The 23,722-nt window shown below is 66.1% G+C and carries 27 protein-coding genes; 2 read left to right on the top strand and 25 right to left on the bottom strand.

Annotated elements, in window-relative coordinates:
- Nucleotides 1-15: 15 nt before the first annotated feature.
- From FA740_RS04560 to FA740_RS04475, 18 genes are all read right to left on the bottom strand, one after another.
- The gene (locus FA740_RS04560; protein WP_136855594.1) at nt 16-573 is read right to left on the bottom strand and encodes a hypothetical protein; all 558 of its coding nucleotides are present in this window, start codon (nt 571-573) and stop codon (nt 16-18) included.
- Nucleotides 570-5,156 carry a phage tail protein gene (locus FA740_RS04555; RefSeq protein WP_136855593.1) on the bottom strand — a complete coding sequence of 1,529 codons (4,587 nt, stop codon included), beginning with the start codon at nt 5,154-5,156 and terminating at the stop codon, nt 570-572. The genes FA740_RS04560 and FA740_RS04555 overlap by 4 nt, the downstream gene beginning before the upstream one ends.
- Nucleotides 5,153-5,581: a DUF6950 family protein gene (locus tag FA740_RS04550; RefSeq protein WP_136855592.1), complete on the bottom strand. Its 429-nt coding sequence runs from the start codon at nt 5,579-5,581 to the stop codon at nt 5,153-5,155. Before FA740_RS04550 ends, FA740_RS04555 begins: the two co-directional genes overlap by 4 nt.
- Entirely contained in the window at nt 5,581-6,207 is a 627-nt protein-coding gene (locus FA740_RS04545) for a hypothetical protein (RefSeq protein ID WP_136855591.1), read from the bottom strand. The genes FA740_RS04550 and FA740_RS04545 overlap by 1 nt, the downstream gene beginning before the upstream one ends.
- Nucleotides 6,204-6,791 carry a hypothetical protein gene (locus FA740_RS04540; protein ID WP_136855590.1) on the bottom strand — a complete coding sequence of 196 codons (588 nt, stop codon included), beginning with the start codon at nt 6,789-6,791 and terminating at the stop codon, nt 6,204-6,206. The genes FA740_RS04545 and FA740_RS04540 overlap by 4 nt, the downstream gene beginning before the upstream one ends.
- Nucleotides 6,792-6,793: 2 nt before the next feature.
- Nucleotides 6,794-8,980, bottom strand: a complete 2,187-nt coding sequence (locus FA740_RS04535) for a phage tail tape measure protein (protein WP_136855589.1) — start codon at nt 8,978-8,980, stop codon at nt 6,794-6,796.
- Nucleotides 8,981-8,992: 12 nt separating this feature from the next.
- Nucleotides 8,993-9,322 carry a hypothetical protein gene (locus FA740_RS04530; protein WP_136855588.1) on the bottom strand — a complete coding sequence of 110 codons (330 nt, stop codon included), beginning with the start codon at nt 9,320-9,322 and terminating at the stop codon, nt 8,993-8,995.
- Nucleotides 9,323-9,351: 29 nt separating this feature from the next.
- Nucleotides 9,352-9,708 carry a hypothetical protein gene (locus tag FA740_RS04525; RefSeq protein ID WP_136855587.1) on the bottom strand — a complete coding sequence of 119 codons (357 nt, stop codon included), beginning with the start codon at nt 9,706-9,708 and terminating at the stop codon, nt 9,352-9,354.
- 4 nt (nt 9,709-9,712) lie between these two features.
- Complete coding sequence (locus tag FA740_RS04520) at nt 9,713-10,147, bottom strand: phage tail tube protein (protein ID WP_136855586.1); 435 nt, start codon at nt 10,145-10,147, stop codon at nt 9,713-9,715.
- 26 nt (nt 10,148-10,173) lie between these two features.
- Entirely contained in the window at nt 10,174-10,596 is a 423-nt protein-coding gene (locus tag FA740_RS04515; protein ID WP_136855585.1) for a hypothetical protein, read from the bottom strand.
- Nucleotides 10,596-10,925 (bottom strand): head-tail joining protein, encoded by a 330-nt coding sequence (locus FA740_RS04510; protein ID WP_136855584.1) that lies wholly within the window; start codon nt 10,923-10,925, stop codon nt 10,596-10,598. The genes FA740_RS04515 and FA740_RS04510 overlap by 1 nt, the downstream gene beginning before the upstream one ends.
- Nucleotides 10,925-11,257 carry a DUF2190 family protein gene (locus FA740_RS04505; protein ID WP_136855583.1) on the bottom strand — a complete coding sequence of 111 codons (333 nt, stop codon included), beginning with the start codon at nt 11,255-11,257 and terminating at the stop codon, nt 10,925-10,927. The genes FA740_RS04510 and FA740_RS04505 overlap by 1 nt, the downstream gene beginning before the upstream one ends.
- 82 nt (nt 11,258-11,339) lie before the next feature.
- Nucleotides 11,340-13,463 (bottom strand): head maturation protease, ClpP-related, encoded by a 2,124-nt coding sequence (locus FA740_RS04500; RefSeq protein WP_169306214.1) that lies wholly within the window; start codon nt 13,461-13,463, stop codon nt 11,340-11,342.
- Entirely contained in the window at nt 13,447-14,919 is a 1,473-nt protein-coding gene (locus tag FA740_RS04495; protein WP_136855581.1) for a phage portal protein, read from the bottom strand. Before FA740_RS04495 ends, FA740_RS04500 begins: the two co-directional genes overlap by 17 nt.
- Nucleotides 14,920-15,123 (bottom strand): phage head-tail joining protein, encoded by a 204-nt coding sequence (locus FA740_RS04490; protein ID WP_136855580.1) that lies wholly within the window; start codon nt 15,121-15,123, stop codon nt 14,920-14,922.
- A 1-nt stretch (nt 15,124) separates the two neighbouring features.
- A complete protein-coding gene (locus tag FA740_RS04485; protein ID WP_136855579.1) occupies nt 15,125-17,287 on the bottom strand; it encodes a terminase gpA endonuclease subunit in 2,163 nt (720 codons plus the stop codon).
- Entirely contained in the window at nt 17,287-17,949 is a 663-nt protein-coding gene (locus FA740_RS04480) for a terminase small subunit (RefSeq protein ID WP_136855578.1), read from the bottom strand. The genes FA740_RS04485 and FA740_RS04480 overlap by 1 nt, the downstream gene beginning before the upstream one ends.
- 125 nt (nt 17,950-18,074) lie before the next feature.
- A complete protein-coding gene (locus FA740_RS04475) occupies nt 18,075-18,791 on the bottom strand; it encodes a hypothetical protein (RefSeq protein WP_136855577.1) in 717 nt (238 codons plus the stop codon).
- 106 nt (nt 18,792-18,897) lie between these two features.
- Between FA740_RS04475 and FA740_RS04470 the strand changes: the two genes are divergently transcribed.
- A complete protein-coding gene (locus tag FA740_RS04470; protein WP_136855576.1) occupies nt 18,898-19,146 on the top strand; it encodes a hypothetical protein in 249 nt (82 codons plus the stop codon).
- 426 nt (nt 19,147-19,572) lie between these two features.
- Here FA740_RS04470 and FA740_RS04465 read toward each other — a convergent pair whose 3' ends face one another.
- From FA740_RS04465 to FA740_RS04440, 7 genes are all read right to left on the bottom strand, one after another.
- On the bottom strand, nt 19,573-20,298 hold the full coding sequence (locus FA740_RS04465) for a hypothetical protein (protein WP_136855575.1): 726 nt from the start codon (nt 20,296-20,298) through the stop codon (nt 19,573-19,575).
- A complete protein-coding gene (locus FA740_RS04460) occupies nt 20,295-20,840 on the bottom strand; it encodes a hypothetical protein (protein ID WP_136855574.1) in 546 nt (181 codons plus the stop codon). The genes FA740_RS04465 and FA740_RS04460 overlap by 4 nt, the downstream gene beginning before the upstream one ends.
- A 255-nt stretch (nt 20,841-21,095) precedes the next feature.
- Entirely contained in the window at nt 21,096-21,728 is a 633-nt protein-coding gene (locus FA740_RS04455) for a DUF1376 domain-containing protein (RefSeq protein WP_136855573.1), read from the bottom strand.
- Nucleotides 21,725-22,228 (bottom strand): hypothetical protein, encoded by a 504-nt coding sequence (locus FA740_RS04450; protein WP_136855572.1) that lies wholly within the window; start codon nt 22,226-22,228, stop codon nt 21,725-21,727. Before FA740_RS04450 ends, FA740_RS04455 begins: the two co-directional genes overlap by 4 nt.
- Nucleotides 22,225-22,383 carry a hypothetical protein gene (locus FA740_RS19600; protein ID WP_169306213.1) on the bottom strand — a complete coding sequence of 53 codons (159 nt, stop codon included), beginning with the start codon at nt 22,381-22,383 and terminating at the stop codon, nt 22,225-22,227. The genes FA740_RS04450 and FA740_RS19600 overlap by 4 nt, the downstream gene beginning before the upstream one ends.
- Nucleotides 22,380-22,631: a hypothetical protein gene (locus FA740_RS04445; protein WP_136855571.1), complete on the bottom strand. Its 252-nt coding sequence runs from the start codon at nt 22,629-22,631 to the stop codon at nt 22,380-22,382. The genes FA740_RS19600 and FA740_RS04445 overlap by 4 nt, the downstream gene beginning before the upstream one ends.
- Nucleotides 22,632-22,702: 71 nt before the next feature.
- Nucleotides 22,703-22,912 carry a hypothetical protein gene (locus tag FA740_RS04440; protein WP_136855570.1) on the bottom strand — a complete coding sequence of 70 codons (210 nt, stop codon included), beginning with the start codon at nt 22,910-22,912 and terminating at the stop codon, nt 22,703-22,705.
- Here FA740_RS04440 and FA740_RS04435 point away from each other — a divergent pair.
- On the top strand, nt 22,911-23,648 hold the full coding sequence (locus FA740_RS04435) for a S24 family peptidase (protein ID WP_246053467.1): 738 nt from the start codon (nt 22,911-22,913) through the stop codon (nt 23,646-23,648). The two genes, FA740_RS04440 and FA740_RS04435, sit on opposite strands and share 2 nt — an antisense overlap.
- Nucleotides 23,649-23,722: the final 74 nt, after the last annotated feature.

The raw sequence follows: 23,722 nt of genomic DNA, 5'->3' as shown, positions 1-23,722 counted from the left end.
TCCTATGGGTGGGGATTAGGCGGGAACGGTGACGCCGAATATCGCGTCCATTTGCTCGTCGGTCACACCAAGCGCAGCAGCCGCGAGAACGATGACCGGGTTCACGCGGCTGATAACTGTGTCGCTGCGCCATTTAATGCGGGCGATCACCTGGGCCTCTGCGGGCATCGATTGCAGCGCAGGTTCAAGCGTCGGCGGGATCTCCCCTTGCGAAGCGATCAGGACGTTCTCCGCGTCGAACAAACCGGCTAGAAACATGCGTGTGAGTAAATCCGACTTGTCTAGGAAAGTCGCATCACGCGCGGCGTAAAGCGCCGCTTGCATGTCGGAGGGCGTGCGGGGGTCGATCCACTCCACGCCCTGCCAGCGCGCCCAAGGACCGGGCCGGGGCGGTAGGGGGTGGAACTGCTCATCCGCCCCCAGGTATTCCGCCATCGGCACGGGATATTCGTCATCTCCCATCCCGGTGACGGTGTGACCGTCGGGAACCGATCCGATCATGTCGTCAGCGGTCAGGGCATCGCCCAAGCCGACGACGATGCCCTGATCATCGAGTATCGCATAGCGGATCATCGCATGGACCCTTGGACAATGAGCGTTCGATCCTCAAGCTGGAGGTTCGCGTTGTTCGACCACCAATCGACCTGGATGCTGTGAGTGCCTGCGGGCAGGTCACGCCGCCAGCCCATCGCCAGCCAGTCCTGTTCAATGGTGAACCCGCCATTGGGGTCACCCGCAATCCGCGACCATTGCACCACGCCGTTGATGCGCAAGCGGATGCCGATGGCCTGTGATTGCCGGATCACATAGCCCTGCGATCCAAACCACTGGATCGCCGCCGATCCGGCGAAGGGCAACGTGTAGGAAATGGTGTTGGCGTTTCGCCACGTCAGGTTTCCAGGAAGGATGGAGGAAAGCTGCTGCGCGGCGGGAACCGTGACTTGGTTCGGACCGATGGACAGCGTGTCCACGATGGCATTGCCCATGAACACGTTGCCATTGCGCGCCACGAAAGGAACGCGCCGGGATGCGCCCGTGCCGTTGCCGGTGGCAATTGATACGCGATCAGCAGCGATCACCACCTGACTGTTGCCGCCCGCCGTCGCCTCAAGGAACAGGGCCGCGCTCTGTGCCGTCCCGCCTGCGCTGGCCTCTGCGCGCAGGCCGATCCGAGAGGTCACCCCGGCTGGCGTGGCCTCTGCGCTGACCCGCAACAGGCCTGTAGCCGTGCCGCGATCTGTGCGGGCCGAGACGGTGGTGATCTGGTTCGCAAGCGCGTTGTCAGCCGTCGCGCGTGCTGCAGCCTCGTTCGTCACTGCGGCGGCATTCTGGGCAATCCGCGTGTCGTCGGTGTTTACCCACGCCGAACCGTTCCACCGCTTGGGCAAGTTGCCGTTTGCGGTGTCATACCAGACATCCCCTGTCACCGGCCCCGAGGGCGCGGCGTTCTGCCGGAAAGTTCGATTTCGCGCGTTGGCAACAGCGGAAACCGTCGCAATCTGGCTGGCAAGCGCGCTGTCGCCGTCAGCGCGCGCAATGGCCTCGTTCGTGATCGAGGCTGTGTTCAGCGCAGGCAGCGTGATGTCATCAATCCGGATCGATGCAATAAAGATCGGCAGGTCGGGGGATACGGCGCTGTTCGAAAACACGCCTGCCCGGAAATAGACCTCATCGGAAAGTCGGGCTGGCAGCGTGAAATCAACCGAAATCGTCTGCCATGTTCCGGCAGTCGTCGGTGTGATCTCAATGCCAGTGGCAAGGTTTCTTGAGTTGCTGTAGTCACTCCGAAGCGTCGAAACCAAGGCGCGCAACTTGCCGGTCGTCCCGCCATCGATCTTGACCCGCACGGATATTCTGATGATTAGACCGTCCGTGTATTCAGAGACAGCATCCGATACGACATGGACGTTTCCGGAATGGCCTGCAGCTATGCCAATATGATCGCCAGCCAAGGGACCGTTAAAATATGTCACAGCAGGATTCATGGCAGAGCCGGTGCCCGGCTGACCGCCGAGTCCCTGCCGCCAGGCTGCAGCATTATTCGCCATCGTTGCAGGGAATATTGAACCGCCTGCGCTTAGTGCAGTCGCCTTTACCACATTGATCTGGCCTGCCAGGGCTGTGTCGGCGTCGGCCCGCGCGATCTGCTCACTAGTGATTGCCGCCGTATTCGCCGCAATCCGCGTATCGTCAGTGTCAATCCAGGCGGTGCCCGACCAGCGGCGGGGCCGATTATTGGCAGATGTGTCATACCAAATGTCACCGGTCACAACGCCAGACGGGGCTGTAGACTGACGGAAGGTCCGATTGCGGGCATTGGCCGTCGCGCTGACGGTGGTGATCTGTCCAGACAGGGAGCTAACTGCAGATGACCGAGTGGCGGCCTCATTAGTTATCGCCGCCTCATTCGAGCCAAGCCGCGACAGCGCCTCATTCCGGTGCAGCGTGAAGGCCGTTTCATTCTCGGCCACCACCACCTCAAGGTCAGTGATGCGGGCAATGACCGACTGGTCCACGCGTGTCACGCTGCCATCGGTGAAGCTGATGGGCGAGGTTGATGCGGTGGCCGGGACGCGCAAGGTGAAGCGAACCGAGCTAGTTCCAGCCGGGGCCGCATGTTGACCTGAGAAAATGCGCCAGGCATTGGGCGTCAGGGTCAGCGTCGTGCTGATGGTCGATCCTAGCTGAACCCCGTCTGAGTTGTAGAACTGCACCAGCGCAAGCGCTGTGCGGCCAGCTTCATTCGCCCCCGCATAGATGCGCCATTGCAGCACCTCGTTTTCAGCGAAGGTTGCCGCGAAGTCCTGCCGGATATCCCGAACCCCGCCAGACGTTCCGACAAGCTGGACAAAATTGGCTGTCGGGGCGTCTGCGATGATCGCGTTTGACGATCCGTCGTCCTGTGCAACAACAGTCGTAGTCGCCGCGTGGAACCCGCTCCAACCGGTCAGGCCATTGCTAAAACGCGGGTTCTCCAGATAGTTTTCACTGTTCAGAACAGCCGTCAGCGTCTGTATCTGCGCTGCCAGCGCCTGATCTCCAGTGACCCGCGAAACGCTCTCATTCAACAGGCCGGTGTCCGTATAGGCCCGCGCGATGTTCAGGTTATCCATCGCCAGCGTCTCAGCGGCGGTAATGTCAGTCGCCAGCTCGAGCCGCGCGTCTGCCAGATCGGCCTGCGCCTGCGTCACGCCATCGCGCAGTGGCTGCAACGGGCCGTCCTCGCCGTCCAGCCATTCCTCCAGGATGGTCAGGTCGGCCAGAACTTCCTCGCGAAGGGCAGGCACGTCCACGTCAAGCGGACCTAGGCCGAGATTTGGCGCGATGAAATTGGTCCATTCCGTCCACGCCCGCGCGCGGTTGCGCAGCACAGCCCTGCCCCGGATCTGCATGGCGGTGCCGTTGATCAGGCCAGCCGTGATGACCCGCTGGCCCTTCTCGACCTCCTGCGTCGTGCCCTCACCGGCCAGAGCGGTCGCGCCCTGGCTGCGCAGTTCCCACTCGATGCCCTCGGCAGGCAGGGGCGTCCACATGATCCGCACGCCGGGGCGGCGGTTGCGGCCCTCCGCGTCCTGCACGATCACCGGTTCCACGGCCCATCCCGGCAGCGGCTGCGGGGCCAGAGGGGTTGTGACGACCGGGATAGTCGGCAGCGGCGTCACGGCGGCCGGGGTGAAGTCGTTGGGATCGACCTCGCGCACGAACACCCGCTGGCCCATCGTCACCGGGTCGGTGGTCTTGGCCGTGACCTCGACCAGCTTGCCCACATATCCGTCATAGGGCAGCGACAGGGACAGCGTGTCCAGCACTTCGACCGGGGCGTAATCCAGCGGCAGGGATAGCTCATGCGTCCGCTGACGGCGGTTGTCGTCCAGCGCCATCTGGATCAGCTTCTGGCACTGCTGGCTGTCGGTGACCGCGTGATAGGCCAGGTGAACCACGTTCCGCGCACCGTCCCGCGCCACATAGGCCGGATCGATGCGCAGCGGGGTCGTCTTGCTCTCCCACCGCTCTGCCGTCTCGGAATACTGGCCGGTGACGCCGTTATAGACCTCGCGCGGCCCCTGGTGGGGCATGAACACCTGATTTTCGCTGATCACCACGTCGCGGTCGGTGACCGAAGCGACCGGCAGGCCCGGCCCGCCGATGCGAACCCGCCAAACCCCGCCGCTCTCCGCGACCTGCCCGGCGCAGCCCTGCAACAGATGCTCGATCACCTCATAGGGCATATCCCCGTCATAGTCCTGCGGACCAACGCTGACCTCCAGCCCGCCGCGCCAGTTCTGCGCGCCTGCCTCATTGATCGCGGGTGCCCAGCTTGACAGCGGCAGATCCGCATCGTCCAGCCCGCCGCCGTAGATGCTGCCATCGGGCATCTGAATGCCGCGCATCACGTTGTAGGCGATCAGGGCAAGGTTGTTAGACCAGACCATCTGACCGTTGCGCGGGTCATACAGCTTGATGCCCTCGACCTCGAACAGCAGATCCGGGATGCCGGGGAATACCTCCTGATCGCGCTTTAGTTCGATGATGACATAGGCCACGCCCAGCAGCCGCATATCGGCCTGCCACGGGCGGTCTGGGTGGCTGCCATACTCTGCCAGCAGATGCGGGTCTGCCGCCGTCTGCGTGCCGTCGTAGAAGCGCACGCGCAGCTTGCCCGCATACCGCCCGCCCGACGGGGTGAACCAGCCGCTGTCAGCCCCAGTGGTGCGCGGCACCAGCACGTCACCGCCAGCGCCTTGGGTGCCCTGCACAGCCATCCGGTCATTGCCGAACCAGACCGACACCAGCCCATTGATCGGCATGTCGGACAGGTCGCGGACGATGGTCAGCCATTCCTTGCCATTGCCGCGCGAATATTCCGGGCATGTCCGGTGCCCCGCAACCGCGCGACCGCCCAGGATGATCGTCTGCGGGGTGCCATCCCCGGACGTGGGGGCGTCAATGCTGATCGCGCCCGGCCCCTGCGCCTTCTGCTTGGGCTGCAGGGCGCGGCTGACCAGCGACGAACCCACGCCTACCAGAATGCTTGCCGCAGCCGTTGCAATGGCCCCGCCGCCGAACAGGCCAGCGACGACCGGCACAAGGAAACCGGCATGCGCAGGCCCCGCGCAAACCAGCGCGGCGATCAGGACGGCGAAAAATGGGATCATGTGCGGTTCTTCTCGCCTACTGCGTAAACGCTGCGCGCCTGCTCAAGCGGCACCAGCATCAGCCCGTCATGCTCGGACAGGGCAAAGATCATCTCGCCCTGCACAACCCCCAGCCCGATGCCGTCGTGGGCGTCCAGCGTGGCGATGTCGCCCGGCATGGCGTGCCAGATCGACGGCAGCTTGCCGAAGGTGCGATAGACGAAATCAACGTGCGACTTGCGGCCCGTGGCCTCGCGGATCGCCGCAAGCCCGGCCTCGCGGTCGGCATAGCCTCGCGCCGTGCCGATGTAGTCCACGCCCGTCACCGCCTCGGCAGCGCCCATCGCGAAGATCCAGCAGTCGGCGGTGCCATAGGCGAACGGCTTTGGCTGCCATTCGCCAATGTAGTCCACCAAGCGCGCGCGCCAGTCGGGGCGTCGATCCATCAGAAAATCCCCAGAAACTTCTTGCGCTTCTTCGGCTGTGCCTGGGTTTCGCCCCAGGTCACGCCAGCGTCGTGCACGTTGGAATAGCGCCGCCCCTGATCGCCACGGGCAGCCTGCGCCGCCGCGCTTTTCGTCAGCGGCGGGCAGACGGTCAGGCGCCAAGCGTCGGACACCAGAGACATGCGCACGTCGCAGCCATCACCGAACGTCGCTGTGGTGACCGGAGCTGTCTCGATCCGCCCGCGCCAGACCCGCTCCGGGGCCGCGATCAGGTTGCGGTTCATGTCGAACTCGGCCCGCCAGATCGTCACCGGCGCGTTGTAGGTATCATAGAGGCGCAGGGCGACCTCGACCGCCTCGGACACCCCGGCCAGCGTCAGATCCACGCGGCGAACCCGGATGCCCGCCTCATCCGCAAAGGCCGGGATGCGAAGAACCGACGTGCCGACGAAGGTCCGAACAACGCTGTCCACCGTGAAACTGCGCGTGTCCGATCCGGTCCACAGCCCCGCCGTCTCAATCGCGTTGGTGTTCCGGTTGCGGGCCTCGATCCAGATCAGATGCTCGGCATGGACCGAACGGCGCGTGTTGCGATGCGCGGTCAGCGCGGGGGATGTCGCTCTCATGGGTAAACCTGGGTGATGGTAAAGGACGCCTCGCCAGCCACGACCGCCTCAAACATCGCCGGGCGGATGCCGTCGATCACAGCCAAGAACCCCGGATCGAACAGCCCGACCGTCCCGCCGACCGGGATGGTCACGCGCGCATGCGGCATGACCTCGACCACCATCTGCCCGCCCGAGTTCGGCGCGTTCGCTTTGGTGATCGTGTGGAAATGCCGGTTGATCTCGAGGTAGTCGCCCACGTTCAGGGCGGCATCCTCCATCCCCGCCAGCGTGAACGTCCGGTTATCCGGCGCGACGGCCTGCAAGGTCACGCCGGGGCGCGACTGGCCGACATAGGACGGATCATCCGCCACGATGCGCACGCCTGGTTGCTGCGCCAGCATCAGCAGCGCCCGCCGTTCCCGGATATTCTGATGCGTGCCGGGGGCGAGGGTCACAGTGGCCGACCACAGGTCATCACCGAACGACCGCGCCCGGATGATCTGCCCGCCTGCCGTGCGGCTGGAAACCGCAAGCGTCGGCGCGAACAGGTCAGCAGAGCGAACCGCCAGACGGTCCCAGAACTCGGCTCGGCTCAGGATCATCGTTAGCCTCTCGGGTTGCGGATGGCGGCTGCAACGCGCTGTGTCATGCCTTGGTCATAGCGTTGGATCCCCTGCGCAGTGATGCCTTGTGCCCGCCGATCGACGAACGCCTGGAGGTTTCCGGTTTCATCGACGGAAACGGTGACATGGACGTTTCCTTCCGCGCCGACCTGCGCCCGCATGGCCATCTTCGAGAGTTCATGAGGGATGACCACGTCGCCGGTGGCCAGCTTGCGGATCTCGCCGCCGCGCTCGTTAACCTGCACGAGGCCCTCGCGCAGCACCCGGCCCCCGTCTGCCATGGCGGGGATAGCATTGAGGCCCGCGCCGCGCAGCGCGCCGGTCAGGGCATCGCCGCCGAACAGACTGTCGAAGACGCCGCCGATGATCCGGCTCAGCCCGCTGGCGGCGAGGCGCGAGGCCATATCTTGCAGCATGCGGGCAAATCCGGTCTTCACGTTGTCGAAGACGTCCGAGAGGTTGCGCGCATCTCGCGTCACCCCCTCGAAGTAGGGCGTGATGCGGTCGGCCATGGACTGGCCGAGCCCGGCACTGGCGGCATCGACCATGGGCTGACCGTTGGCGATGCCCATACCCAGACCTTGGGACATGTACTGGCCGTATTCGATCATCACCCGGGAGGGCGACTGGATGCCGAACCGCTTGCGGAACCGCGCCAGATAGCTGTCGGCATCGGTGTCGCCCTGATCGCCGATCGCGGACGTGCCGGACGACAGGCCGGCCGCCACGTCCCGGCCTGTCGGCGCAAAATCGATCCGACCATTCCCGGCGCGGTTGTTGCCATCAGACGGCTGGTTGGGCAGCGCGTCCATGGCCGATGCCGCGTTGTCGCGGACCCATGCCAACGCATCCACCACCGGCTTGATAATCGTCCATGCGGCATCGAAGGCCGCGCCGATTCCGCTGAGGATACGGTCAAAGCCCGCCTTGAGCCGGTCCCAACCTCGCAGGATCGCGTCCGTCATCCCGAGGGCGTCAGTGATCGGCTTGATGCCGTTCTCCCAAGCAAAGCGGAACACGCCGACGATGCCATCCCAAAGGCCCTGGTAGTAATCCTTGAGCCCCGAGAAGATGGCCTTCAGCCCGTCCAGTGCCCGGCTCAGATCCCCGGTGAAGATGCCTGCGACGAAGTCCCGGAAGCCCGCGAAGACGGCCTTCACGCTGTCCCACATGCGCGCGAACCACGGGCCAACCTGATCCCAGTTGCGATAGATCAGGACGGCTGCCCCGGCGATGGCGGCAACCGCCAGGCCAATCGGGTTGGCGGCCATCGCCAGGGTGATGCCCTTGATTGCCAGCACCATGCTGCCCATCGCCGCGACGAAGGGTGCGGCCCCCATGATCATCAGCCCCAGACCGGATAGCAGCGGGCCCAACACGATCACGGCGGCGGCGGCGATTGAGATGAACCGCTGCATGGCAGGCGACATGCCCCGGAAGCGGGTAGCGATCTCGACCATCTTGTCCGACATCGTCACCAGGACTGGTGCCAGGTTCGCCGCGATCATCGTCCACATGCCGCCCAGCTGCTTGGTCAGGCGGCTGATGTTGTCGTTGAACTGCTCGGCCGCGCGGCCCATCTCGGGGGTGATGACGATGCCCAGGTCATCGGCCTCGTCCAGCATGCCTTGGAGGGCGTCGCGGCCGCCATTCAGCATCGGGATCAGCTCGGCCCCCGAGCGCCCCATCAGATCCATCGCCAGCGCGGTCTTCTCGGCACCGTCGGGCATTTCCGACAGTTTCTGGGCCAGATCGGCCATGACGGCCGATGTGGGGCGCATCTGCCCGTTGGCACCCCGCACCGCGATGCCCAGATCGGTGAACTTCTTCGGGCTGTTGGTCATGGCACGCGACATGCGACCGACCGCCCCCTGCAGCGACCCCATCGACACGCCCGACATATCTGCGGCGTGGGCCAGGCGCGACAACTCGTCGGTCGGGATGCCGATCTTTTGCGCGGCCTTGCTCAGATCATCCGCAGCGTTCAGCTGACCCCGGATAGCCAGGCCGATCCCCGCACCCGCGGCCGAGAGGCCCGCGCCGACCATAGCCAGGCGCTTGCCGAACTGACGCATGCGGCTGGCATTGTCGTCGAGGCCCTTCTTGAACTGCGCGTCGTCAAGGCCCAGGGCCACCCTCAGGCGACCGACCAGTCCGGATACCGCCATGGAATGCCTCCGTCAGATTGCGTTTGCGGAGACCCGTCGCAGGGCGTCCTGTTGCTGCCGGGCCTCCCTGACGCGGGCGGCCCATTCCTCCATAGTGGTGCCGGGCAGCACGACCTTCATCTCGTCGAGGTAGAAATCGACGTCCCGCGGCGCGCGGGGCCTGCGGCCGATGGCAACGTCCAGATCGGGGATCGTCTTCGCCCGCTGAACGACCGCCGCCAGCCAGCCCGCCGTGAGGATGGTCTCCTCCTGTCGGGTCCGGCGGCGCGAGGCGGCGGACATCTCCGTCAGCAGAAGCCGGGGCGTGATCAGCCAGAAGCGGTCGGGGCAGAGATCCAGCATCAGCCAGGCGTCATAGAGCCCGGCGAGGTTCAGCGCCTCGCCGGGGTCTTTTTTGCGCCGCCCGCCTTGCCCTTGCCGCCGCCATCTTCGGCACCCGCCGGCATGGCGGCCTCTAGCAGCCGGTAGACCAGAGACATATCCTGCCGGCACAGATCGTCGGCGACGTAACGGTCCGCCTCGGGGTGATAGCGCTGGAGCGCGATCTCGACGATCCGGACGATGACCCCGAAATCGGGCAGGTCTTCCTTCTCGGGGTCGAGCTTGGTGATCGGCTCCAGCTGCTGGCCGTATTCCTGCTGGAGCTGGGCAAAGCCGATCATGCCGAGGCACAGCTGATAGGTCTTGTCGCCGAGGGTAGCGGTGATCTCTCCGGTGATCTGGGCCATCCGATCAACCCCCCGCCGGCGCATCGGGCAGCGCTGAGGACAGCCGGAACCGGGCGCTGGCGGTCATCTTGCCGTTTATCGGCGCACTGCGGCCATAGCCCTTGAGGAACCCGGTGAAGCTCTCGGGGGTGCCAGTCGCGCCGAGTGTCAGCTCGATGATGACCTCCTCGCCGGTGGCCTTGATCTGGGTCAGCTTGGTGTGCGTCTCCGACCCGGGGATGTAGTTCATCGGGACGGTCAGCTCGCCGCTGTCGATCAGGCCCGCGATGAACTGCTTGCGGCGACCCGGCGACTTCATATGCGTGGATTCATGCTCGTCGACCTCCTCGTCGGGGGCCTCCAGGTCGCCCACCAGGTCGATCTCGAAGAAATTCGGGGTGCCGCCGGACCCGAGCAGTCCAACGCGGACCGTCGAGCCATAGCCGATTCTGCCGCTCATGTGCATTCACTCCATGCTGTGTTTTGTCAGGAAAGGGTGGGTTCGGGCTGCCAGGTCTGCACCCGGAAGCTCATGACCAGCGTGCCCACATAGGCGCGGGACTGGCTGTGGCTGACGATGCTGGTGTCTTCCAGGGTCACCGCGACCTCAGGCGAGCGAAGCGCCGTCAGAACCTGCGCCTCTATTCGGTGACTGTCCTCGTCCAGTTGGTCCTCGATGCCCTCGCCACCCTTCCGGCGCAGGGCAACCTGTAGAAGTGTCAGGCGCGTGACGCTGGTCTGGCTGTCACGCTGGCTGGGCTCCTGCGGTGTCAGGACGCCGATGACGGGAAGCGCGGTATCGTCGATACTGCCGGGCCAGATCTTGAGGACGTCAACGCCCAGAAAATGCGGATCGGCAGACAGCGCCCCGCGGACGGCGGCGCGGAAGGTGCTGCGGTAATGCGCCATCACTCGCCATCCTCACCATGCAGCTCGCAGATGACCACCGCATCTGCGGCCGGAGAGCCGCTCTTGTGCATAACCTGGACAGTGAAGCGACCGACGGTTGGCAACTCGATACGGTCTCCCCGTGCAAGCTCGGGAACCAGGTTGGCCCGAACCCGCCATGTCGGCGCGTCGATCCGCAGGATCTGCCCATCGGCAGCCGTTACTTCAATCGGCATGGCGCGGAATATCGACACCACCTCGCGCTCCGGTCCGGCGGCGGGTTGATACCGAATCCGGTCCCCGAATACTCCCGCCAGGATCCCCGCCATGCCGTCGAAGAGGCGGGTCATCAGCGGATCATGCCGTCCAGCAGCACGCGGCCGATGGCCGAGGGGTTGGCCGCCGCCTCGACCGCCGCGCCAATCAGCGTATTGCCGCTGGCGACGGTGGTGCAGACCTTGTCGGTGTCGTTCCAGTAGACCTTGGCGCCGACCGTCCAGGCCTGCGCGGCCAGCTTGGGCAGATCGTAGACGCCGCGCCGGACCACCACGACCTGCTGGTTGGCAGCGGCCGCGCCCTGGGTGACGCCGAAGATGGCGCCGATCAGCACGCCATCGCCCGAGGCGACGGCAGCGGTCATGGTCAGGGTGAGATGCTCACCCGGTTGGACATAGTTCTTCATCTCGCACTCCTGTCGAGGGGGTTCAGAATGGCAGCGGGCGGCCCACGGGCCGCCCTGCCGCATGCCAGTTCAGGGGCGCGCCTTACGCGCCGGCGTTCTTGAAGGAGCCGCGATGCTCGACCACGGCCGCGCCGAAGATGTGGCGGGCGTTCATGACCACCGCATCGGGGTTCATGCCCTCGATCGTCTGCACGGTCGGCGCGGAATAGCCTTCCAGATAGGCATGCGCGATCGGCGGCAGGTCCGACGAGATCAGGTACCAGGCGGTGTCGGATCCGCCGGCGGCCGCGCCCAGGTTGGGCACCACGGCGGGGGTCAGGCTGGCCTTGAAGGGGTTGGTGGTCCCGTCGGTGGCGGGCGTGGTCAGGGTGGCGAACTGCAGCGCGACCAGCTCCAGCGCGGGCGGCACGATCAGGCGATCAGGCTCCATCTGCAGGAAGTCGTCCTTGTCGGCGGTGCCGAAGGCGCGCTGCTCCCACATGGCCTTGCGGGCGGAGGCGACGGCGGCGGCGGTGATCGCGGCGCTGGTCCCGGCCAGGTTGCCATGATCGACATGGAACAGTGCCTTGCCGTCGGACTTCAGCGCGGCATTGGTGCGGATCAGCGACCAGACCATGCTGTTCTCCATGGTGCGCGCGGCCATGGCGAACTCGGTCGGGATGCGCTGGAATGCGCCCATATCGTCGTTCACCACCGCCTCGAAAGTCAGCTTGATGGTACGGCCGCGACGCTCGACCTTCAGGCCCTCGGCCTCGTCGGCCAGGACGGCGGACTGATATTCGCCGTTTTCCAGCACCGGCTTCAGGCTGAAGTCGCCGCCGAAGCGCACCGAATGCAGCTCGCGAAAGTCGGTTGCGGTCAGGGGCGCGCCGGTGACCAGCGTCCAGGTGGCCGCGCGGCGCTGATAGGCCTGCTGCAGCGTGCGGTTCATCACCTCGGTGGTGATATGGGCAAAGTCGCTGACCCCGTAGGCGCCGCCCATCATGGTGGTGGCGCGCATGCCGCGACGGATGGCGTCGGTGTCGTTGAAGCCGCGGCCCGGTCCAGCCAGCTCCATCGCCAGATGGCGCAGGCGCATGCCGCGGAACTGGCTGGCGGGGCCTTCGGTCTCGCCCATAAGCGCGCCGATCATGCCGTTCACGCGGGTCTCGCCCTCGTCGCGCTGCATGCTGCTGCGGGCGGGGGCAGTCCTCGACACACCCTCATGGGCAGCCATCGTGGCCATCAGGCGGGTGCCCGCATCGGTGGCGGCCACGCCGCTGTCGATCAGCGCATCCACATCGGCCTGCATCAGACGGCCCGAGGTGATGAAGGGGGCGGCCATCTCGCGGATGGCGCGGTTGCGGGCGCGTTCCTGCGCCAGGACATCGGCGGGCGCGGCCTGCATCTGCGCGGGCGCCGGGTTCGGTGCCGGGACCACGGGGGTGGCGGGGGTTTCGATGACCGGGGTGGTGGCCGCGGTCGGGGTCGGGTCAATCGGGGGCATGGTGCTCTCCATGGAAGGGTGACCGCCGGCGGCGGCGGGAAGGGGCGCGGGCCGGGTGGCCCGTGCCGGGGGCGTGGGGGCGGCCAGCCGCTCGCGCAGCCGGGCGCAGCCCGCCATGTAGTGCTGACGGGCACCGGACAGTTCGGTCGGAACCGGGGCCGCGGTGGCGGGCGGCGTGCCGTCGATCGTGTCGGCGAAGCCTTCGGCGATGGCCGCCTCGGGTCCGAACCACGTCTCGGCCTTCATGAGGCGGCGGACCTCGTCGGGCGTCTTGCCCGAGGCGGACGCATAGACGGCGGCATAGGTGTTCGCGATCAGGGCAAGCTGGTCGGCCGCCCGGCGGGCGTCATCCTCGTTGCCCCAGATCACGCCCGAAGGATCGTGGATCATGATATGCGATCCGGCCGACATCACCCGCTCGGACCCGGCCATCAGGATCAGGGACGCGGCCGAGGCCGCAAGCCCTTCGACGATGATCCGGCAGCCGCCCGGGTGGGCGGCCAGCATGGCGCGGATCTGCTCGCCTGCGTTCACATGACCGCCCACGGAATTGATCCGCACGGTCACCAGGCCCTCACCCATCTGGGCCAGCGCCTGACGGACCAGCGACGGGGCGAAAAACACGTCCTCCTCCCACATCCAGCCAACATGGCTGTCGTCGACCACATTGCCGCTGAGGATCAGCTCGCCGTTGAAGATCAGGTCACTGCCCGTTCGCATCGTCATCATCCTTTCCGGTGTCGGGATCGTCCCCGGCCGCGGCCGGAACGGGTTTCTTGGGCTTGATCGGCGGCGCGTTCATCGCCCGGTCGGCCTCGGCATCCTGGATGCGCTCCTCACGGATGCGGTCGGGGTCGCGGCCCAGTTCGCGCTGGACGCCCTGGCGGCTGTTCAGCCCGGCCTCGACCTCCTCGATCATCGCCGGGATCTCCTTGACGGGATCGACAAGGATGCGGCGCGGCGGCGTCCAGTCCAGTGTGAAGGTCAGATCGCCCATGCCCGCCAGGCGCAGCCCCTCGCGGAACCAGCGCTCCATGCCGGTGCCGAACTGCATGACCATCAGGCCGCGCTGCCACATGCGGACCAGCCGGTCCATCTCGTTGCGGCCCATGCGGCCCGAGGAGAAGTTGACCCCGCGCAGATCAGCCGTCAGCGACTCGTAGGTGATGCCCAGGCCCGCCGCGACGGTGCGCAGGCTGCGGCCCATGAACTCGTCATAGCCGTCGACGGTGGGCGGCTGCACCACGGTCGGCTCTGCCCCCTCGGGCAGCTCGACCACTGCGCCGGGGGCCAAGTCCTCCAGCCCCGATCCGGCATTCGCGGGCCGGGTCGAGCCGGTCGCGTATTTGAGCACGATCGCCATCAGCGCCGAGATGCGTTGCTTGAGGATCTGCGCCTCCTGGTAGTCGGCCAACTCTCCCAGGGTCATCATCACAGGGGCCAGCCAGGGAACACCTCGGGTCTGGCCGGGCCGGTCGAAGCGGCGCAGGTGGATCACGTCCGACCAATGCACCCGGGTCGAGGCCAGCGGGTTGCGGTGCCGCACCGCGCCTGGATGCTCGTTATAGAGGTGATAGGCCTCCACCGCGCCGGTCGGCCCGTATTCCACGCCCTCGACCACCAGGTTCTGGCCATAGGTCTGGACGGTCATGTCCAGGTAATCCGCCTCCAACAGTTCGACCTGATAGGGCAGCGCCAGCCCCCGGCCATAGCGCGTGTTGCGCATCCTCCGGCGGATCAGCACCTCGCCATCGGTGACCACGGCGGCCATGCAGATCTGCTGCATCTCCAGCAGGTCGTATTCCTCGCCCGTGTCCAGCGACGTGGACAGCAGGTGCCGATGGACCATGTCCTTGATCTTGTCCTTGTGGGCGTCGTTGTCGCTGCGCACCGACGGCTGGATGCCCTCGCCGACCACGTTGGCCACGATGACGTCGCGGGCGCGGGCGGCATAGGCGCGGTTGCGCATCATGTCCCGCGACAGCTGGCGCAGCCGTTCGCGCGACATGTGCGCCGCCGCATCGGCCGAGGTGGCCGGGGCCTTCCAGCCATAGGTCCGCCGCCCGCGCGAGGCCGCGTCATAGTTCATGACCACCGCCGCCTGCGCGCGCGCCGTCACCCGGCGCAGCCCCGCCTGCGGCGCGACGAAGCCGATCATCCGGTCCAGAATATTCATCTAGAGCCCCCGCGTCGTGCGCGGATAGCTGACGCGGGCCGCGCCGCCGGCCAGACCGGCCAGCTCGGCCTCGATGATCGCCAGCGTGGCACGCATGTCGGCCAAGGACCGGAATGTCACCTTCTCGCCGTTGACCTCGGCCGAGGCCACGCCCTTGGCCATGGCCGCGCGCAGCTGATCGGCATCTGCCTGGGTATAGGCCATGTCATCTCCTCAGATAGCCGATGCGTTTGGGGGCGGGTCGCGCGGGCACTTCGCGCGCGCTGTCCGGGTCGTTGGGCCGTTCAAGGGGCACGGCATTGGCATTGTCGGGGCCAAGCACGCACCAGGCGGGCGGAGCCTCCCAGTTCACGCGGTTCAGGCCCAGGAACTCGGCAAGGGCCAGACCCTGCACCGAATGGTCGAGGCTCTCGTTGCGGGTCTGGCCCGGCTTCAGCGACCAGCCCTTGTCGCCCCGCTGTTCGGCCAGCAGTTCGGCCACATGCTCGGCCTCCATCCAGGAGGGGACGTGCTGGGCGTTCGTCGCCGTGTCGGTCCGCGCAAGCGCCGCCGAGACGCTATCCTTCAGCCGGTCCACGGCCATGTTCAGCAGCTTGATGCCGCGCGCCTTCTTGCCATTCGATGCCCGCTCAGGGGCCTCGTGCCAGACGCGGTCGCGCTGGTTCAGGCCGGGCCGCCCGATCGACAGATAGAACCGACCCCCCAGACCCTCACGGGCGCGGGCGCGCCAGAACTTTTCGGCATTGTCGGCCCAGCCCTTGGGGCCGTTGAAGTCGATGACCACGCCCACGGGCTTCAGCCCCCAGGCCGCGCCATCGACCGGGAACACCCGCGCCGCCAGTTCGGTCAGCACGTCGGCATCCTCGGCATACCGGCCCGGGTCGATGCCGCGATACTTGCCATCCTCGCCCTTGGCGCGGGGTGCGGCGTCGGGTGGCTGGTGGATCGCGTACCGCTCGATCGTGACCCGCTCGCCCTCCGCGCCCCAGGCCATGACCATCACCTCGAAGCGGTTGCCCTGCACGTCGACCATCACGGTGATGAACCGCGCCCAGTGCGGGGCCACTCCGCGGGGCAGCTTCATCGCGTGGCCGGTCAGGCTCTCGACCGTGACGGCGTTCTCGTCCTCGTCCTTCGGGCGCTGATAGGGGATGCCCAGTTCAGTGTAATGGACGCCCGCAAAGTCGGTCTCGTCGCCCGTGGCCTCCAGTACCCGGCGCGCGGCCTCGTAACTCTCGACCAGACCCCGCCAGGAGGCGAAGGCCGCCACGACCCCGTTCAGCGCATAGCTGGCGGTCGAGACGTTGCGGATCTGCGGGTCGTCGATCCGGCACAGCTGCCGCCTGCCGTCCTCGCCGACGATCCGGCTCTCATGCAGCCAGCCGCCATGCCCGGCGGCGGCGCGGCGGTTCATCTCGACCTTCTGGCGATGCTCGATCACCGATCCGCAATGCGGGCAGACCATGACCGCGCTGTCGGCGGCCTCGCCGGGGTCCAGGTCGCGATTGTAATCCAGCCGCTCATAGGTCGGCTCGAACAGCTCGGCGCAGTCCAGGCATTCCCAGTACCAGCGCCCGCGCGTGCCCTCGTTGTAGAGGTTGACGATCCCCGCCGTGGTCGGCGGCAGCAGATGCGGGTCCAGCCCGGTCGCGGGTCGATGCTTGGCCTCGTCCACCGGGAAGGCGGGCGTGCTTTCGGCCATGACGCAGCCCCGCGACAGGAAGGTCCGGATCCGCGCCAGCGCCATGCTGAAGGGCGAGGCTTCGGGCGCATCCTTCGGCCCCAACCGCTGCGGCATGTGGTCGTAGTCTGTCAGCAGCACCAGCCGCTGCGACCGCGACGACAGCTGGTTGGCCACCGGATAGCCGATGCCGAGGCGCATGCCCTTGAACCGCTTGCGGCTGAAGGTGCTGTCCTCGCGCGCGCGGCCAAGCCGCTCCAAGAGCAGCGGGCTGTTCATGATGGCCGGGTCCAGCTTCTCCTCGACCCAGGCATCCGCATCGGTCTTGGTCATGTGGATCAGCTGCACCGGGCCGGGCGCGCAGGTGATCGCATGGGCCGAGACCGACAGCAGCATCTGCGACTTGCCGCTCTGCGACGGGCCCACGAAGACCACGGCGCGGAACCGGCGCGACTGCGACATGTCCTGCGGCTCGATCGTATAAGGCGCGACGCCTCGGTCATAGGCCGACCACTTGCCCGCCACCGGCACCCGCAGCGCCCGTTCGGCGGCATCGGTGACCGTCACCCGGCTCGGCGGGTCCAGCAGCGGCAGGGCATCGGCGACCAGCTCCTCCGGGGTCATGAACGGCGGCAGCGGCGGGATGCGCGTCAGGGCCGAGAGGCCCCGGTCCATCATCTCGACCATCAGACGTCCAGCTCCGACTGGCGCCCCGGCAGGCTGACCACGGCCCCGGGGCGGCCGAGGCGCGCCTCAATCAGGCGGCGGACCTCGGCGCGCATCTCGTCGCAGCGCGCCTCCAGCTGCGCCACCTGGGCGGCGGACAGGCCAAAGGTCATCTCGGCAAAGTCGGGCAGCGTGTCCATCTCGGCGCCGAAGGTGACGAACATGTCCTCGATCAGCGCCCTCATGCGGTCGGCGCGCAGCAGATCCCCCCGCTGTTCGGCCACCCGGTTGCGGTGATACTCGGCCTCGGACCACTTGCGCAGATCGTCGGCGGTCAGCTCGCCCTCTTCCTCGGCTTGGTCCTCGTCCAAGTTGCGGAAGGCCAGGGCCGCCTGCGCGGCCAGCTGGTCGCCGCGCGACTTGGCGGCCCGGTGGCGTTCGTCACGGTCCTGTTTCCATGCCCAGCAATGCGCCAGGCGGAACTCATAGGCCACGCCATTGGCGCCGGTGGTGATCGCGGGCATGCCCAGGCCGATCCACTTGGCGATCGTGTTCTCCGATACGCCGAAGGCACGCGCCAGCTGCGACCGGTTGAGGGGCGTGCCGTCGTCGGTGACCCCATCCGGCAGAGGATGGCGGGCGACATCCAGCACGCTCCCATCCTCGAGCGTGATGGTGGTCATGGCTTTCCCTGTGAGAACAACAACAACAACCCGAACCACAACCCCGGACCGGGATCGCTGTCAGGAATGCAACGCGGTGCGAATTACCCGCGTGCGGTTTGCACCGGGGAAGGACCCGCGCGGGGTTAGGCCCGCTCGGCCACCCGGCGGAACATCCGCTCGAAGGTCCGGGCCAGATGCTCGGGCAGGCGGGCGGCATAGACCTCGGCCGCGCCGTCCTGGAACCCGAGCCGTTCCGAATAGACTGGCGCGACCGAGGTGAAGTGCATCACCTTGCTGATCGAGCCGTCGGGGGCGCGCTTCCAGATGCCAGGCGAGAGGTTAGAGCCCGGCTTGGGGATGAAGAACCCGGCGCGCTTGCGCGGTCGACCCCCGGTCGGCACAGCGGCCTGAGTAGGCGCTGCCGAGGTGACGGCATCCACGGCTTGCTTGCGTTCCGCGTTCGCCCAATTACCATAGGCATCCAGCCGCGCGCCCGCCGCCGGCACTGCCGCCTGCATCTGGCCATCAGCCGAGAGGCGTGACGCTATCAGCTTTTCCAGACCGGTCTGGCCGCGCTGGCCACCCAATTCCTGCGCCTTCAGGTAATGCCGCCGCCCGACCGAGGGGCGTTCCATCACCTCGGCCTCCAGCGTGGCGGGCTTGGCACGCCAGACCATGAAGGCGTTCTTCGTGAACCGCGTGGGCCGGTCAAAGACCTGATCCATCCGGTCCTGCACATGCTTCAGGACATCGGCCGCCGTGTCGTTCAGCGCCCAGGTAGCGGCTTGCCGAGCGTCCTTGTCTGCCAACTGGCGCAGGTTGCGCTGCAGGTCGGCGTCGTCGATCGAGATTTTCAGCATCGACATAGACCTTTTGCATCCCGGTAGGCCAAGCACCTCGGACCTGTACCAGGCGGCGCGCGTTCACTCTCTGCCGCACTCATGCGGGCAACGCGAGGAGTGGACGATGACCGATGCAACACTGACGCTAGAAGACGGGCCGCAGCTGACCGGCGAAATCGTCGATAAAGGCGGCGACTACATCCGGATGCGCAGCACCACCGAGATGTCGCAGAATCAGCTTGGCCAGTACGGCGAGGGGCAAATAGAGATCGACGGCAAGACCGAAAGGGTTCTTCTGGAAAGCGCTATGCCTACGGCAGAGGATGAAGAAGTCTTTGAACTCACCATGCGCCGTATGACGCCTTCTGCCTGACAACAATGCGATAGGGCGGGTGCGATCCGCGTTGCGCCCGTTCGCGCGCTCCAGATTTTTTTAACCCGAAACATGCAACCAATACCGCGTCAGGGCGTCAATGCCCCTCATGAGCTACGGTTGCGCGGAGACGGAGTTAGAGGATGCCTAAGAGATCACTCCAGGAAGAGCTTGCAGAGGCAAACAAGCGCGGATGCTACTGGTTGGGCCGGATGGCAAAGCTTGAGAAGCATGGTGTCAGGGCTGGACCGGATCGCGACGAGGCCGAACGAAAGACACAGTTTTGGCTTCACCGCTACGGCACACTCGCAGACCAAATCAGCGCCTAGAACGACGAACGCCCGCGAGGAAGGTTCCTGCGGGCGCACGTCTGGATAATAGTGAAATCTATGCTGCCGTCCGTCCTAAGGGTCAAGGAAGTTTTTTTCAGCGCTTGCCGCGCGCGCTGTTCATCCGGTCCAGGCACTTACCAAGGGCATCTTGCACCAACGACGTATTCCGCCCGGTGTCAGACCAACCGTGGCTCTCAAGCACCTGCACAAAACTTTTGCCTTCCAAGCAGACCGCATCGACCAGATCGCGATCCCTGATGATCGAGGCAGTCACCACGCCACGCGCTGACGGTCGCACCCGTCGCACGACCATCGCGGCCCCGGTGCCGATGCGATCCTGCAGCGTTCTGATTTCCCGGCCCACGCTGATGTAGGCGTCGATGAACTCGCCCCCGGTGCCGCCACCCCCGCCGCGCGTCTCCAGGCTAGCGCACTTCATGCCGCCCGCCGCGTGATGCTCGACCAGATCACGGTAGCGGCGCGCGATGTCGACCTGCGCGCGCGTGAAGGGCAGGGCAGGGGGCCGCTTAGCCTTCGTTGCCCGCGCGATCTCGCGCTGTTCCAGTACGTCGAAGACATCGATGGCCTTGGCGGCGCGGAACCCCCGCCAGCCGGTAGCCTCGACCTTGTAACCACTGTTCGTCTTGGGGTCGGGCATGACCACGTTCGGCGTGACCGCCTTGGACGGCCCGCGCGCAGGTGCCACGGGGATCGCGGGGCCGCAGCCCTCGGCAGGCGTGGCGCGGGCGAGGATCGCCGCCAGCCGGTCCCGTTCCTGCTGCAGCCGACCGGCACCCATCTTTCCGTCATAGATCGTCATGCTGCTGTCCCTTCTTCCGTCACGGCGGTCTGGATCGCCTCGATCTCGGCCAGATCCTGATGCCAGGCGGCCAGCCATTCTTTCTCGGCCAGCGTGGCGCGCCCGGCCTCGATATTCTCGCGGATCACGCGGCGGCGGTGCCGGTTGTTGTCGGCGTCCTGGCGCAGCCGCGTGATGATGTATTTGCCCGGCGGCGGGCCTAGCTTCTTGGCGACCTGGAACAGCTCGACGGCCCAGCCCTCGGACATGGCCTGCCGACCCATCGCGGACCGGATCAGGCTCTGGGCGTAGGCACTGTCGCGCGGCGGCGGGCATTGCAGGGTCATGGCCCAGGACCGGATCAGCCCTTCCTCGGGCCAGACGCCCTTGACCGCATGGCGCGCGATCAGATCGACCATGGCCCGCAGGTTGTCGTCCGACATGTAGGACAGCCAGTCCCGCAGCCGCGCCAGCGCCTTGTCATGGGCCTCGGCGCTGGTGCCGCGCTTGCGCCCAAGCCCGGCCAGGGGCTGCATCAGCAGCATGTCGACCCTGGCCCTCATTTCCGCATTCACACCCGACATGGCGGACTTCCCCTTTCACCAGCAATCCCGACTTATCCACAGGCGCAGCCCTTTGCGGGGTGCCCTAAGGTGTCATGTCTTTGTCTGTGTCCGTGTATTGTCCTGTAGGGCAGCTAACAGTTGCGGTGCTGTTAAAGCGCTGCAATCCTAACTGTTGCTAACTGTTATGCGTAACAGCGACTAACAGTGGATTGCAGCGCTTTAACAGCGACCTGCAGGACGATCACACGGCCATCAGACCTCCCGTCCGCCCATGGACACCACCCGAGGGGCGCCCATGATTTCCTCGACCGCCACCCGCACGTTGTCGGCGGTGATGTAGAGGTCGTTGTCCCGCAGCCATTCCGCGATCAGCTCGACGGCCTGGCCGTTATCGGCCATCTTGGCATGCTTGATCTCGCGCAGCTTGGCCCGGATGCGGGACTTCTGCATCCCGATCTGCGCGACCTCCCGGCTGCGTTCGCGCCCGCGCTTGCGCCGGAACTGCCCCTCGGCAATCTCGGACAGCAGGGTATGCCCAAGCCGCGCGACAGCCCCCACCGGGGCATCATCGATATGAGTGGGCCGCCAGCCATAGAGCGCCAGTCCGGCCCGCGCCTCGATCCACCCGCCCAGATCCGCGCCGAACCCGGCCAGGCGGGCCAGCTCGACATCATCATCGGGCAGCGTGCCGGCGGGGTTCTGCTTCATGGCGGCACACCACAGCAGCACGGCGGTGCCGATATCCTGCCGTCGGTCGGCCTGGATGGCCTTGGCCACGAACCGCGACGACAGCAACTGTTCCCCATAGAGCGGCATCCAGTCGAAATTGGGCAGCCGGTCGCCGTGACGCAGCGGATAGGCCCAGAACTCGATTGCGCCCGTCATGCCGCCCTGCCTTGCCGACCGGCATCGGCCTGCATCATCTTCAACAGCAGGTACTGCGAATACTGATCCGACAGCCCGCGCTTCACCTCACGAAAGAAATGCGAGTAGTTCACGCCGATCTCGCGCGCGGCGGCGGCGATCGAGGGGAACTCGCGCCCGTGGATGACGCAGCGCCGGGAATTGACCGGCTGCGGCCTGCGGCGCGGCGCGTGGCCGCCCAGACCTGCGCCATCGGCCGCACCGCGCCGGGCCAGCTGTCCAGCGATCGAGGACGGGGTGACATTCAGCGCATACGCCGCAGCGGAAATCGACGGATACACCACGCCACGCACACGGACGGGGACGCAGCTGGGGTGGTCCGTGCGGTGCCGGACCTTGCCGTCGCGGTGCCGCTGCCGCCATTCGCGCTGGCGCTGAACCTCGGCCTCGCGGCACAGATCGCAGCGGCACTTGCACCGGACGTAGCCCGAGGGCGTGCCATGCGGGACCGGGCCCGTCATGCCTGATCCTCCTCAGGTGCGCCCTCGCGCTGGTGGCGCGGCACCCGGCGGAAGAATTTTTCCGATATGGATTTCAGACGATGGTAGCGGTTGAGGGCGCGCATCGCGCGCGCCTCATAGAACCGCCCCAGGACGTGGTTCAAAAGCCGATTCATGATTGCCCCTCGATCCGGCTGAAGACGATTTCGGCGCCGGCCAGGGCCAGAACCTTCATGATGTAGCGCAGCTTGGGGTCATGCTCTTCGCGCAGCCAGTTGATGACCTGCCGGTGGCTGACATCCAGCACCGCGGATGCCTTCTCGGCCAGCTCACGCTCGGACGCGGCGGGAAAGGCCCGCCACAGCAGATCACGGAACCAGCGCCGACTGGCGCGGGGGTCTGTCGAATATGCAGGATTTTTCACGGGCAGCGCTCCATATTGGTCCTGTGAAGAGCGACCAGACGAGCAATGAAGAGAGGACGCGGCATGTTTGCTCATGCTGCGTCCTCGGAGGTTTGGGGGGGCGGGTTCTCGGCCATATAGGCGTAAATCTGATCGACAATCCGCATGGTCGGACTGGCGTCGCCGTCCTTCCACTTCTGCCACTGGCCCCACTGGGCATTGACGGTCTTGCGCAGCAGGCTCTGCGGACTGATGCCACAGCCAAGAGCATAGGTTTCGACGGCGGCGATGAAGCGTTCCATGGCAGCCAATATGGGGTATTTATACCCCTTAATGCAAGGTGAAATTTACGCCATGCCAGCGCGGCTCGCTTGGGGTAATTTTTACCCCATGGAAATAACCTTCAAAATCGCGCTTGAGCACGCCTTGACCGTCACTGGCCGGTCATTGCGCAACGTCGCGATTGAAGCGGGCGTTTCTTACGAGCAGCTCAAGAACCTCAAGCAGGGAAAGGCTCAGCGAACAAATGTTGACGATGCCATGAAAGTGGCAGCCGCTTTTGGGGTCACGCTAGATGATCTCTACGCAGGGAAGCTGGGCGGCGTGTCATCTGCGATCCCCGTTCTGGGCCGCGTCGGCGCCGGGGCGCAGGTCCCGCTGGTCGATACCGACGAAGCCACAGGCGGGATGTTCCAGGTCGGCGCGCCCTCGCAGCTGCTGCGCCGTGCGCCTGCCTCCCAGTTTGCGGCGGTCGAGGTCGAGGGCGATTCGATGGCCCCGCAGTATCAGCCCGGCGACATCCTGTTCTACAGCCGCGCCACCCATGAGGGCATCTTGGACGAGGATATCGGCCGCCCGTGCGTCGTCGAATGCCAAGATGGCAATGCGTGGCTAAAGCAAGTGAAGCGGGGCGACGAGCCGGGCCTGTTCCACCTGATCTCGCTGAACCCGACCGGCGACAACATGCATAACCGGCAGATTAGATGGGCATCGCGGGTAATCCTGACGCTCCCCGGAGACATGGTAGAAAAGGCTTGAGCGATAAATTCGGTCTTAAAAACGCAGGGAGATACCGTTGTTCAATCTAATGTCAAATATTTGCAGTCATTTTC

Origin of the sequence: Paracoccus hibiscisoli, assembly GCF_005048265.1 — a bacterium.
Lineage (GTDB): Bacteria > Pseudomonadota > Alphaproteobacteria > Rhodobacterales > Rhodobacteraceae > Paracoccus > Paracoccus hibiscisoli.
The sequence above is the reverse complement of the archived record's forward strand: the minus strand, read 5'-3'. Positions and strand labels throughout refer to the sequence as shown.